Origin of the sequence: Vibrio satsumensis (assembly GCF_050337435.1) — a bacterium.
Taxonomy (GTDB): domain Bacteria; phylum Pseudomonadota; class Gammaproteobacteria; order Enterobacterales; family Vibrionaceae; genus Vibrio; species Vibrio satsumensis.
The window spans coordinates 1-12,753 of record NZ_JAKJSX010000015.1; the positions used below are offsets into that span (position 1 = coordinate 1).

Consider the following 12,753-nt stretch of genomic DNA (forward strand, 5'->3'; position numbering starts at 1 on the left):
ACACTAAGTTTGAGTCTGAAGTATACGTACTTTCTAAAGACGAAGGCGGCCGTCACACTCCTTTCTTCAAAGGTTACCGTCCACAGTTCTACTTCCGTACAACTGACGTAACAGGCGACATCACTCTACCAGAAGGCGTAGAAATGGTAATGCCAGGTGACAACGTTCAAATGACTGTTGAGCTAATCGCTCCAATCGCAATGGACGAAGGTCTACGTTTCGCAATCCGCGAAGGTGGCCGTACAGTTGGTGCTGGTGTTGTAGCTAAAATCTTTGCATAAGATTTGACGAACCACTAGTAAAAAGGGCATCATTTGATGCCCTTTTTCTGCGCTAAAAAAAGAGTTGGATGTTTTGACATCGATTTTTGCTCTTAGCAAAGAATTAAACGGTCTTTTTGACTAAAATGACTGTTAGATGTGTTGTTTTGCAACGCAAAGGAATGTGCCCTGCAACAGCGGGGTTATTGTCGTCTATATTTAAGACTTATCACAGGTTGGTTTTATGAAAGCAAACGCTGAAACTCCTGATAGCTCAGGTGCAGCAGATACAATGAAGTGGATTGTCGCTTTTGTTCTGTTGGCTGCTGCTGTTGTGGGTAATTACCTGTATGGTGAATTGTCTGTTGTAATTCGCGCTGCAGGTGTAGTTGTGCTGATTGCTGCCGCACTAGGCGTTGCAGCAACAACAACTAAAGGTAAAGCTGCGATCGATTTTGCAAAAGAATCTCGTATGGAGATTCGTAAAGTTGTTTGGCCTACTCGCCAAGAAACTATGCAAACTACATTGATCGTTTTAGCTGTATGTATTGTTATGTCTCTAGTGCTTTGGGGAATTGACGGCATCATGGTCCGTCTAGTTTCTCTAGCAACTGGAGTGTAGAGGGTTCTGATTCATGAGTGAAGCTCCAAAAAAACGTTGGTATGTAGTTCAAGCCTTTTCTGGCTTTGAAGGTCGTGTTGCACAGTCGCTACGCGAGCATATTAAAATGCACAACATGGAAGAACTATTTGGCGATGTGCTAGTACCTACTGAAGAAGTAGTGGAAATGCGTGCTGGGCAACGTCGTAAAAGTGAACGTAAATTCTTCCCTGGCTACGTATTAGTTCAAATGATCATGAATGATGAATCATGGCACTTAGTACGCAGCATTCCGCGTGTTATGGGCTTCATTGGTGGTACCTCTGATCGTCCTGCACCAATCACTGATAAAGAAGCTGATGCTATCTTGAACCGTCTAGAGAAAGCGAGCGAGTCTCCACGTCCTAAGACAATGTTCGAAGCGGGTGAAGTGGTTCGTGTGAACGATGGTCCATTTGCTGACTTTAACGGTACTGTTGAAGAAGTAGATTACGAGAAAAGCCGCATTAAGGTATCTGTATCGATCTTTGGTCGTGCAACACCGGTTGAGCTTGAATTTGGTCAGGTTGAAAAACTGGACTAAAACTCTGACCTTTGAGCAAGCTGTGGATAAATACTTCATAAGTTGTTCAAAATAAAAGAGTATAAAAAATCACCTTTTTAGGGTTGTTAAAGGCGCGAATTATGATTATAATTTCGCGCCTTTTTGCTTCTGTTGAAGCGAAAAAGAGTTAATTGAATTTATGGGGAGCTCGCCTTGCGGCTAGCGTATGTACCCAAAATATTAGGAAATATCATGGCTAAGAAAGTTGAAGCTTATATCAAACTGCAAGTTGCAGCTGGTATGGCAAACCCAAGTCCACCAGTTGGTCCTGCTCTAGGTCAACACGGCGTGAACATCATGGAATTCTGTAAAGCGTTCAACGCAAAAACAGAATCTGTTGAGAAAGGTCTACCTACTCCAGTAGTTATTACTGTTTACAACGACCGTTCTTTCACGTTCGTAACTAAGACTCCACCTGCTGCTGTTCTTCTTAAGAAAGCTGCTGGCGTTAAGTCTGGTTCAGGTCGTCCAAACACTGAGAAAGTTGGTACTGTAACTGACGCTCAAGTTCAGGAAATCGCAGAAACTAAAGCTGCTGATATGACTGGTGCTGACATCGAAGCAATGAAGCGTTCTATTGCTGGTACTGCTCGTTCAATGGGCCTAGTGGTAGAGGGATAAGATCATGGCTAAACTTACTAAGCGTATGCGCGTAATCCGCGACAAAGTTGACGCGACTAAAGAATACGAAATCAACGAAGCTGTTGCTCTTCTTAAAGAACTAGCAACTGCTAAATTCGTTGAGTCTGTAGATGTTGCTGTTAACCTAGGCATCGATGCTCGTAAATCTGACCAAAACGTTCGTGGCGCAACTGTGCTACCTCACGGTACTGGCCGTGACATCCGCGTTGCTGTGTTCACTCAAGGTGCAAACGCAGAAGCAGCTAAAGCAGCTGGCGCAGATATCGTTGGTATGGAAGATCTTGCTGAGCAAGTGAAAAAAGGCGAAATGAACTTCGACGTTGTTGTTGCTTCTCCAGATGCAATGCGTGTTGTTGGTCAACTAGGTACAATCCTAGGTCCACGCGGCCTTATGCCAAACCCTAAAGTTGGTACTGTAACTCCTAACGTTGCTGAAGCGGTTAAGAACGCTAAAGCTGGTCAGGTTCGTTACCGTAACGACAAGAACGGCATCATCCACACTACTATCGGTAAAGCATCTTTCGAAGCTAACCAGCTTCAAGAGAACCTAGAAGCTCTTCTAGTTGCTCTTAAGAAAGCTAAGCCTTCTTCAGCTAAGGGTACTTACCTGAAGAAAGTAAGCATCTCTACTACTATGGGTGCTGGTGTTGCTGTTGATCAAGCTAGTCTTGACACTCAAGCAAACTAATTTGCTTAGGCGCAGATTTAGTGTATACTTCTGCGCCTAATATTTGTGGTTGGGTGGTTTTAAAGCAATTTGAAATCATCTATCCCAAGACCGTAGGCGCTGTCGATTTTCATTAGATTATTGATAGCTTAATAAAACCTACGTAGGCGATGTTGTGGTTTGAAGTGAATTTATTCATTTTTAAATAACATCGTAAACGCTCATTACATTTTGTATTGAGTGCTGTAATCACAACCAGAGGTTAATCCAAATGGCTTTAAATCTTCAAGACAAAAAAGCAATTGTTGCTGAAGTCAACGAAGCTGCCAGTGGTGCACTTTCTGCAGTTGTAGCTGATTCTCGTGGCGTTGAAGTTGGCGCAATGACTTCTCTACGTAAACAAGCTCGCGAAGCGGGTGTTTACATGAAAGTTGTTCGTAACACACTAGCACGCCGTGCGGTTCAGGGTACAGACTACGAGTGTCTAGTAGACACTTTCACTGGTCCAACTCTGATCGCATTCTCTAATGAGCACCCAGGTGCTGCAGCGCGTCTTTTCAAAGACTTCGCTAAAGAGAATAAAGATTTCGAGATCAAAGCTGCTGCATTTGAAGGCGCAGTTACTGATGCTGAAGTACTAGCGACACTACCAACTTACGACGAAGCTATCGCACGCCTAATGATGTGCATGAAAGAAGCTTCTGCTGGCAAGCTGGTTCGTACTATCGCTGCTGTTCGCGACCAAAAAGAAGAAGCTGCGGCATAAGCCTTGCTTTTCACTGGTTGCTATTTAAACTTATTGTTGACTTAAAAGAGAATTGTTATGTCTATTACTAACGAGCAAATCCTAGACGCAGTTGCAGAAATGTCTGTAATGCAAGTTGTTGAGCTTATCGAAGCTATGGAAGAGAAATTCGGCGTTACTGCAGCTGCTGCTGTTGTAGCTGGCGGCGCAGCTGGCGGCGACGCTGCTGCTGAGCAAACTGAATTCGACGTTATCCTAACTGCTGCTGGCGCTAACAAAGTACAAGTTATCAAAGCTGTACGTGGCGCAACTGGCCTAGGTCTTAAAGAAGCTAAAGGTCTTGTAGACTCAGCTCCTGCAGCGCTTAAAGAAGGCGTTGACAAAGCTGAAGCTGAAGCTCTTAAAGCACAGCTAGAAGAAGCTGGCGCTTCTGTTGAAATCAAGTAATTATTACTTAATTTCTTAGCCGCAAGGCTAATGGCTGGTGGTTTATTAACCACCGGCCTTTTTGCGCTGTAGGGCTATGACGAATTTTCCGCTGTTTAACCGTCATAATCCGAGCAAAAAAACAGTCATTTTTTCGAAATGATTGTTCACTACAGTAAACAGCTGTTTGTCACCGCCCCCTCTTGAAGAGTGTTTTGGGTGGTTTGGGTCACTTATCAGCGAGCTGAGGAACCCCATGGTTTACTCTTATACCGAGAAAAAGCGCATCCGTAAGGATTTTGGTACTCGTCCACAAGTTTTGGACATTCCATACCTGTTATCGATCCAGCTTGATTCTTTCGACAAATTCATCGAACAGGATCCAGAAGGTCAATACGGTCTTGAAGCTGCTTTCCGTTCTGTATTCCCAATTCAGAGCTACAACGGCAATTCTGAGCTGCAATACGTTAGCTACCGTCTTGGTGAGCCAGTTTTTGACGTTAAAGAATGTCAAATCCGCGGTGTTACTTACTCAAAGCCACTACGCGTAAAACTACGTCTAGTTATCTTTGATCGAGATGCACCAGCAGGTACTGTAAAAGACATTAAAGAACAAGAAGTCTACATGGGCGAAATTCCGCTTATGACAGACAATGGTACTTTCGTAATTAATGGTACCGAGAGGGTTATCGTATCCCAGCTGCACCGAAGCCCAGGCGTGTTCTTCGACAGTGATAAGGGTAAGACCCACTCATCAGGTAAAGTTCTTTATAACGCACGTGTAATTCCTTACCGTGGCTCATGGTTAGACTTTGAGTTCGACCCTAAGGATAACTTATTCGTACGTATCGACCGTCGTCGTAAGCTACCAGCATCGATCATTCTTCGTGCACTTGGTAAATCGACTGAAGAGATCCTAGATCTGTTCTTCGACAAAGTGAACTTCGAAGTGAAAGACCAAACTCTTCTTATGGAGTTGGTTCCTGATCGTCTACGTGGTGAAACTGCGTCATTCGACATCGAAGCAAACGGCAAAACTTACGTTGAGACTGGTCGTCGTGTTACTGCTCGTCATATCCGTCAACTTGAAAAAGATGGCGTTGAGCACATCGAAGTACCAGTAGAGTACATCGTTGGTAAAGTTGCATCTAAAGATTACATCAATGAAGCAACTGGCGAGATCATCGTTGGCGCGAACCAAGAGATTAGCCTAGAAGCACTTGCTAACCTGTCTCAAGCAGGTCACAAGGCTCTACAAACTCTGTTCACGAATGACCTAGATCACGGTCCATTCATGTCAGACACTCTACGTGCAGATAGCACAGTAGATCGCATCTCTGCATTGGTAGAAATCTACCGCATGATGCGTCCTGGCGAGCCACCAACGAAAGAAGCTGCAGAGTCTCTATTCGAAAGCCTATTCTTCTCTGAAGAACGTTACGACCTATCAACTGTAGGCCGTATGAAGTTCAACAGCTCTATCGAGCGTGAAGAAGAAGAAGAGCGCGGTACTCTGGATGAATCAGACATCATCGAAGTGATGAAGAAACTGATTGGTATCCGTAACGGTATTGGTGAAGTGGACGATATCGACCACCTTGGCAACCGTCGTATCCGTTCTGTAGGTGAAATGGCAGAAAACCAATTCCGTGTTGGTCTAGTTCGTGTAGAACGTGCCGTTAAAGAGCGCCTAAGCCTTGGTGACCTTGATGCAATCATGCCTCAAGATCTTATCAACGCTAAGCCGATCTCTGCTGCAGTTAAAGAATTCTTTGGCTCTTCACAGCTTTCACAGTTCATGGACCAAAACAACCCATTGTCAGAAGTTACGCACAAACGTCGTATCTCTGCTTTAGGTCCTGGTGGTCTTACTCGTGAGCGCGCAGGCTTCGAAGTACGTGACGTTCACGTAACTCACTACGGTCGTCTATGTCCGATCGAAACGCCTGAAGGTCCAAACATCGGTCTAATTAACTCGCTATCTGCGTTTGCACGTTGTAACGATTACGGTTTCCTAGAAACTCCGTACCGTCGTGTAGTAGATGGTGTAGTAACAGAAGAAGTTGATTACCTGTCTGCAATCCAGGAAGGTCAATTCGTAATCGCGCAAGCAAACACCATTCTTACTGAAGAAGGTACGTTTGCAGATGAGCTAATCACAGCTCGTCAAAAAGGTGAATCTGGTCTTCACCCACGCGATCACGTTGACTACATGGACGTTGCGACAAACCAAGTAGTATCTATCGCTGCTTCGCTTATCCCGTTCCTAGAACACGATGATGCGAACCGTGCATTGATGGGTGCCAACATGCAACGTCAAGCTGTACCAACACTTAAGGCTGATAAGCCTCTAGTAGGTACAGGTATCGAACGTAACATCGCAGTTGACTCTGGTGTTACAGCGGTTGCTAAACGTGGTGGTCAAGTTCAGTCTGTAGACGCTTCTCGTATCGTAGTTAAGGTTAACGAAGATGAATTGGTACCTGGCGAAGCTGGTATCGATATCTACAACCTAACTAAGTACACGCGTTCGAACCAAAACACATGTATTAACCAACGTCCAACTGTACTTCCTGGTGAACCAGTTGCACGCGGCGATGTTCTTGCTGATGGTCCTTCAACAGACCTTGGTGAACTAGCTCTTGGCCAAAACATGCGTATCGCATTCATGCCTTGGAACGGTTACAACTTCGAAGACTCGATCTTAGTATCTGAGCGCGTAGTTCAAGAAGACCGTTTCACGACAATCCACATCCAAGAACTATCTTGTGTGGCTCGTGATACTAAGCTGGGTTCTGAAGAGATCACAGCTGATATTCCAAACGTAGGTGAGTCTGCTCTGTCTAAACTAGACGAGTCAGGTATCGTTTACATTGGTGCTGAAGTTAAGGGTGGCGACATCCTAGTTGGTAAAGTAACCCCTAAAGGTGAAACTCAACTGACTCCTGAAGAGAAGCTACTACGTGCTATCTTCGGTGAGAAAGCATCTGATGTTAAAGATACTTCTCTACGTGTACCAAACTCTGTTTCGGGTACTATCATCGATGTACAAGTCTTCACTCGCGATGGCGTAGAGAAAGACAAGCGTGCACTTGAAATCGAACAGATGCAGCTTAAAGAAGCTAAGAAAGACCTAACTGAAGAGTTCCAAATTCTTGAGGGTGGCCTTCTTAACCGTGTTAAAGCTGTACTTCTGTCTGGTGGTTACTCTGAAGCTAAGCTTGATACTATCGGTCGTAAGCAATGGCTAGAGCAAGTTCTAGAAGACGATGCGCTACAAACACAGCTTGAGCAACTTGCTGAGCAGTGGGATGAGCTAAAAGCAGACTTCGATAAGAAGTTTGAAACTAAGCGTCGTAAAATCACTCAAGGTGATGATCTAGCGCCTGGCGTTCTTAAGATTGTTAAAGTTTACCTAGCGGTTAAACGTCGTATCCAACCTGGTGATAAGATGGCCGGTCGTCACGGTAACAAAGGTGTAATCTCTAAGATTAACCCTGTTGAAGACATGCCATACGATGAGAAAGGTCAGCCTGTAGACATCGTACTTAACCCGCTGGGTGTACCATCGCGTATGAACATCGGTCAGATCCTAGAAGTTCACCTAGGTTTGGCTGCGAAAGGTATCGGTGACAAGATCAACCAAATGGTTAAGGAACAACAAGAACTGCATAAGTTCCGTGAGTTCCTACAGAAGGTTTACGATCTTGGTGATACTCGTCAGAAAGTTGATATTGCTGAACTGTCTGATGATCAAGTTCGTACACTGATCAAGAACCTACGTGGCGGTCTACCGATTGCTACTCCTGTGTTCGACGGTGCTTCTGAGTCTCTAATCAAAGAACTACTTAAACTGGGTGATCTGCCAGAATCTGGTCAGCTTAAACTGTTTGATGGTCGTACTGGTGATTCGTTTGAGCGTCCTGTAACTGTTGGTTACATGTACATGCTGAAACTGAACCACTTGGTTGATGACAAGATGCATGCTCGTTCAACTGGTTCTTACAGCCTAGTAACTCAGCAACCACTTGGTGGTAAAGCTCAGTTCGGTGGTCAGCGTTTCGGTGAGATGGAAGTATGGGCACTAGAAGCATACGGTGCTGCATATACTCTACAAGAAATGCTAACAGTTAAGTCAGATGACGTTAACGGCCGTACTAAGATGTATAAGAACATCGTAGACGGTAACCATAGCATGGAACCTGGTATGCCTGAGTCGTTCAACGTACTGTTGAAAGAGATTCGCTCGCTAGGTATCAACATCGAGCTAGAAGACGAAGAGTAATCCCTCCTCTTTTTAAAAGAAGATAGGATTATTTGGTAAAAGGGAGCTTGCTACAGCAGTGAGCTCCTTTAACTCCTTACAGGAGCTGAATGTGAAAGACTTATTAAACTTTCTAAAAGCACAGCATAAGACCGAAGAATTTGATGCAATCAAAATCGGTCTATCTTCACCAGACATGATCCGTTCATGGTCTTTTGGTGAAGTTAAAAAGCCGGAAACAATTAACTATCGTACGTTCAAACCTGAACGTGATGGTCTGTTCTGTGCACGTATTTTTGGTCCAGTTAAAGACTACGAATGTCTTTGTGGCAAATACAAGCGCCTGAAGCACCGTGGTGTTATCTGTGAGAAGTGTGGCGTTGAAGTTACACAAACTAAAGTTCGTCGTGACCGTATGGGCCACATCGAGCTAGCTTCACCAGTTGCTCACATCTGGTTCCTAAAATCACTACCGTCTCGTATCGGTCTACTAATGGATATCCCTCTACGTGATATCGAACGTGTTCTTTACTTCGAGATGTACGTAGTAACTGAACCAGGTATGACTGATCTAGAAAAATCTCAGATGCTTACTGAAGAAGAGTATCTGGATCGTCTAGAAGAGTGGGGTGACGAATTCACTGCTAAGATGGGTGCTGAAGCGATCAAAGATCTGCTTGCAACAATGGACCTTCATCAAGAAGTGGAAGAAATGCGCGAAGAGTTAGAAACAACTAACTCAGAAACTAAGCGTAAAAAAGTTACTAAGCGCCTGAAGCTAGTTGAAGCGTTCATTGCATCGGGTAACGATCCGCAATGGATGATTCTGACTGTACTTCCGGTTCTGCCGCCAGATCTACGTCCTCTAGTACCACTAGATGGCGGTCGTTTTGCGACTTCAGATCTGAACGACCTTTACCGTCGTGTGATCAACCGTAACAACCGTTTGAAGCGTCTTCTAGAGCTAGCTGCTCCGGACATCATCGTACGTAACGAAAAGCGTATGCTGCAAGAGTCTGTTGATGCACTTCTAGATAACGGTCGTCGTGGTCGTGCTATCACTGGTTCTAACAAGCGTCCTCTGAAATCTCTTGCTGATATGATCAAGGGTAAACAAGGTCGTTTCCGTCAGAACCTTCTAGGTAAACGTGTAGACTACTCTGGCCGTTCTGTAATCACAGTAGGTCCATACCTTCGTCTACATCAGTGTGGTCTTCCTAAGAAGATGGCACTTGAGCTATTTAAGCCGTTCATCTACAGCAAGCTAGAAACTCGTGGCATGGCTACGACAATCAAAGCTGCTAAGAAGATGGTAGAGCGCGAAGAAGCTATCGTTTGGGATATCCTAGACGAAGTCATCCGTGAACACCCAGTACTACTTAACCGTGCACCTACACTTCACCGTCTAGGTATCCAAGCGTTTGAACCAGTACTAATCGAAGGTAAAGCGATTCAGCTTCACCCACTAGTGTGTGCGGCATACAATGCCGACTTCGATGGTGACCAAATGGCGGTGCACGTGCCTCTAACTCTAGAAGCACAGCTTGAAGCACGTACACTGATGATGTCGACGAATAACATTCTGTCGCCAGCGTCAGGTGATCCGATCATCGTACCTTCTCAGGACGTTGTATTGGGTCTTTACTACATGACACGTGACAAGATCAACGTGAAAGGCGAAGGTATGTACCTTGCTGGCCCTGCTGAGGCTGAAAAGGCATACCGTACTAAGACTGCTGAGCTACACGCTCGCGTTAAAGTACGTATCACTGAGACTGTAGTAGACGAAGATGGTAACAGCACTACTGAAACGAAGATGGTTGATACAACTGTCGGCCGTGCAATGCTATGGCAAATCGTTCCAGCTGGCCTACCGTACAGCATCGTTAACCAAAAGTTAGGTAAGAAGCAGATCTCTACTCTTCTTAACGAGTGTTACCGTAAGCTTGGTCTAAAAGATACAGTAGTATTTGCTGACCAAATCATGTACGCAGGTTTTGCATACGCTGCACTTTCTGGTGTTTCTGTAGGTATCGACGATATGGTTGTACCTCAAGCGAAATACGATGAAATTGAATCTGCTGAAGAAGAAGTTCGCGAAATCCAAGAGCAATTCCAATCTGGTCTTGTTACTGCGGGTGAGCGTTACAACAAAGTTATCGATATCTGGGCATCTACGAATGACCGCGTTGCGAAAGCAATGATGGATAACCTATCTTCTGAAACAGTTATCAACCGTGACGGCGAAGAAGAACAGCAAGAATCGTTCAACAGCATCTACATGATGGCCGACTCGGGCGCACGTGGTTCTGCAGCTCAGATTCGTCAGCTAGCAGGTATGCGTGGTCTGATGGCGCGTCCAGATGGTTCAATCATCGAAACGCCGATCACAGCGAACTTTAAAGAAGGTCTAAACGTCCTTCAGTACTTTATCTCAACGCACGGTGCTCGTAAGGGTCTTGCGGATACAGCACTGAAAACAGCAAACTCGGGTTACCTAACTCGTCGTCTAGTAGACGTTGCTCAAGACGTTGTAGTACACGAACATGACTGTGGCACGCATGAAGGTATCGACATGATGCCTCACATCGAAGGTGGTGACGTTAAAGTTGCACTTTCTGAGCTTGCTCTTGGTCGTGTAGTAGCTGAAGACGTTCTTAAGCCTGGTACTGAAGATGTACTGATTCCACGTAATACTCTGATTGATGAGAAGTGGTGTCAAATCATGGAAGATAACTCAGTAGATAGCATGAAAGTGCGCTCTGTAGTTACCTGTGATGCAGACTTCGGTTGTTGTGCACAGTGTTACGGTCGTGACCTAGCACGTGGTCACCTAGTGAACCAAGGTGAAGCAGTTGGTGTTATTGCTGCACAATCTATCGGTGAACCGGGTACACAGCTAACGATGCGTACGTTCCACATCGGTGGTGCGGCATCTACTGCAGCAGCAGAGAACAGCATCCAAGCTAAGACAACTGGTACTGTGAAACTTCACAATGCTAAGTTCGTAGTTAACAAAGATAAGAAACTGGTTATCACTTCTCGTGCATCTGAGATGACGATTATTGATGAATTCGGCCGTACTAAAGAGAAGCACAAACTTCCTTACGGTTCGATGCTAACCAAAGGCGACAACGCAGCAGTTACTGCTGGTGAAGTTGTAGCTAACTGGGAAGCGCATACCATGCCAATCATCACTGAAGTGGCAGGTCGTATCCAATTCGTAGATATGATCGATGGTATTACAGTTTCTCGTCAAACTGACGATCTAACTGGTCTTTCTTCAAGTGAAGTTACAGACGCAGCAGCTCGCCCAGCAGCAGGTAAAGATATGCGTCCAGCTATCAAACTTGTTGATGAGCAAGGTAACGACGTAATGATCCCTGGTACTGATATGCCAGCTCACTACTTCCTACCTGGCAAAGCGATTGTAAACATCGAAGATGGCGCTGAAGTTGGCATCGGTGACACACTATCTCGTATCCCTCAAAAATCGAGCGGAAACAAAGATATCACCGGTGGTCTACCACGCGTAGCTGACCTATTCGAAGCTCGTAAGCCTAAAGAGCCTGCGATCCTTGCTGAGCACACAGGTACTGTGTCTTTCGGTAAAGAAACGAAAGGTAAGCGTCGTCTAGTAATCACTCGTGAAGGCGGTGACGCTTACGAAGAGATGATTCCTAAGCATCGTCAATTGAACGTGTTCGAAGGTGAGAAGATTGAACGTGGTGATGTAATCGCCGACGGTCCTGAAACTCCACACGATATTCTGCGTCTACGTGGTATCCACGCAGTAACTCAGTACATAGCGAACGAAGTTCAAGAAGTTTACCGCTTACAAGGCGTAAAGATTAACGATAAGCACATCGAGACTATCGTTCGTCAAATGCTACGTAAGTGTACAATCACTCATTCTGGTGACTCTCCGTTCCTACCTGGCGAACAAGTTGAGTACCACAATGTTAAGATTGCTAACCGTAAGCTAGAAGCTGAAGGTAAAGAACTAGTACGTTTCGAACGTGACCTACTAGGTATTACTAAAGCATCTCTTGCAACTGAGTCATTCATCTCAGCTGCATCGTTCCAAGAAACGACTCGCGTACTAACAGAAGCTGCGGTTTCTGGTAAGCGTGATGACCTTCGCGGTCTGAAAGAGAACGTAATTGTTGGTCGTCTGATCCCAGCTGGTACTGGTTTCGCATACCACCAAGAGCGTCAAAAGCAACGTGAAGAAGAGCAAGAAGGTCCTTCAGCTGAACAAGCTACTGACAATCTAGCAGCACTTCTAAACGCTGGTTTCTCTTCAGAAGAGTAAGCTCTACGAGTAGTCTCTAAGAGATAAGAAAAAGGCACCTTCGGGTGCCTTTTTTGTATCTGGCGCATAGGTGTTTAACGAGAGGCCTATCGTTCAGAATCAGATAGGTTTGATTGCTTTCTTAGCTGGTGGACTTAGTCGCGAGTACTTTCTCGAAGGCATTTTTGGGTGTTTGCAGGGAGATCATGAGGATGAAACTGGTGACAAGTGTTACGTCTGGTTGTCGCAA

The 12,753-nt window shown here is 45.1% G+C and carries 9 protein-coding genes; all 9 read left to right on the forward strand.

Going from position 1 to position 12,753, the window contains the following annotated elements; all coding sequences use genetic code 11:
* Positions 1 to 281 (forward strand): EF-Tu C-terminal domain-related protein (locus L4C44_RS18805; RefSeq protein ID WP_486994348.1); only part of this gene is annotated, 281 nt, incomplete at its 5' end.
* A gap of 223 nt (positions 282 to 504) precedes the next feature.
* Positions 505 to 882 carry a preprotein translocase subunit SecE gene (gene secE / locus L4C44_RS18810; RefSeq protein WP_010435558.1) on the forward strand — a complete coding sequence of 126 codons (378 nt, stop codon included), beginning with the start codon at positions 505 to 507 and terminating at the stop codon, positions 880 to 882.
* Between the two features lie 13 nt (positions 883 to 895).
* The gene (gene nusG, locus L4C44_RS18815; RefSeq protein WP_010435556.1) at positions 896 to 1,444 is read left to right on the forward strand and encodes a transcription termination/antitermination protein NusG; all 549 of its coding nucleotides are present in this window, start codon (positions 896 to 898) and stop codon (positions 1,442 to 1,444) included.
* A 213-nt stretch (positions 1,445 to 1,657) separates the two neighbouring features.
* Entirely contained in the window at positions 1,658 to 2,086 is a 429-nt protein-coding gene (rplK, locus tag L4C44_RS18820) for a 50S ribosomal protein L11 (RefSeq protein ID WP_010435555.1), read from the forward strand.
* A gap of 4 nt (positions 2,087 to 2,090) precedes the next feature.
* On the forward strand, positions 2,091 to 2,795 hold the full coding sequence (gene rplA / locus L4C44_RS18825) for a 50S ribosomal protein L1 (RefSeq protein WP_048659214.1): 705 nt from the start codon (positions 2,091 to 2,093) through the stop codon (positions 2,793 to 2,795).
* A gap of 250 nt (positions 2,796 to 3,045) precedes the next feature.
* The gene (gene rplJ / locus L4C44_RS18830; RefSeq protein WP_010435550.1) at positions 3,046 to 3,540 is read left to right on the forward strand and encodes a 50S ribosomal protein L10; all 495 of its coding nucleotides are present in this window, start codon (positions 3,046 to 3,048) and stop codon (positions 3,538 to 3,540) included.
* Between the two features lie 57 nt (positions 3,541 to 3,597).
* On the forward strand, positions 3,598 to 3,966 hold the full coding sequence (rplL, locus tag L4C44_RS18835) for a 50S ribosomal protein L7/L12 (RefSeq protein ID WP_017631516.1): 369 nt from the start codon (positions 3,598 to 3,600) through the stop codon (positions 3,964 to 3,966).
* Between the two features lie 235 nt (positions 3,967 to 4,201).
* A complete protein-coding gene (gene rpoB, locus L4C44_RS18840; protein ID WP_017060526.1) occupies positions 4,202 to 8,230 on the forward strand; it encodes a DNA-directed RNA polymerase subunit beta in 4,029 nt (1,342 codons plus the stop codon).
* A gap of 91 nt (positions 8,231 to 8,321) precedes the next feature.
* Positions 8,322 to 12,524: a DNA-directed RNA polymerase subunit beta' gene (gene rpoC / locus L4C44_RS18845; protein ID WP_017060527.1), complete on the forward strand. Its 4,203-nt coding sequence runs from the start codon at positions 8,322 to 8,324 to the stop codon at positions 12,522 to 12,524.
* The last annotated feature ends 229 nt before the right edge of the window (positions 12,525 to 12,753 follow it).

Coding starts and splice junctions, on each gene's coding strand:
- rplL (WP_017631516.1), top strand. CDS start 3,598: ATGTCTATTACTAACGAGCAAATCCTAGACGCAGTTGCAGAAATGTCT.
- rplK (WP_010435555.1), top strand. CDS start 1,658: ATGGCTAAGAAAGTTGAAGCTTATATCAAACTGCAAGTTGCAGCTGGT.
- rpoB (WP_017060526.1), top strand. CDS start 4,202: ATGGTTTACTCTTATACCGAGAAAAAGCGCATCCGTAAGGATTTTGGT.
- rplA (WP_048659214.1), top strand. CDS start 2,091: ATGGCTAAACTTACTAAGCGTATGCGCGTAATCCGCGACAAAGTTGAC.
- rplJ (WP_010435550.1), top strand. CDS start 3,046: ATGGCTTTAAATCTTCAAGACAAAAAAGCAATTGTTGCTGAAGTCAAC.
- nusG (WP_010435556.1), top strand. CDS start 896: ATGAGTGAAGCTCCAAAAAAACGTTGGTATGTAGTTCAAGCCTTTTCT.
- secE (WP_010435558.1), top strand. CDS start 505: ATGAAAGCAAACGCTGAAACTCCTGATAGCTCAGGTGCAGCAGATACA.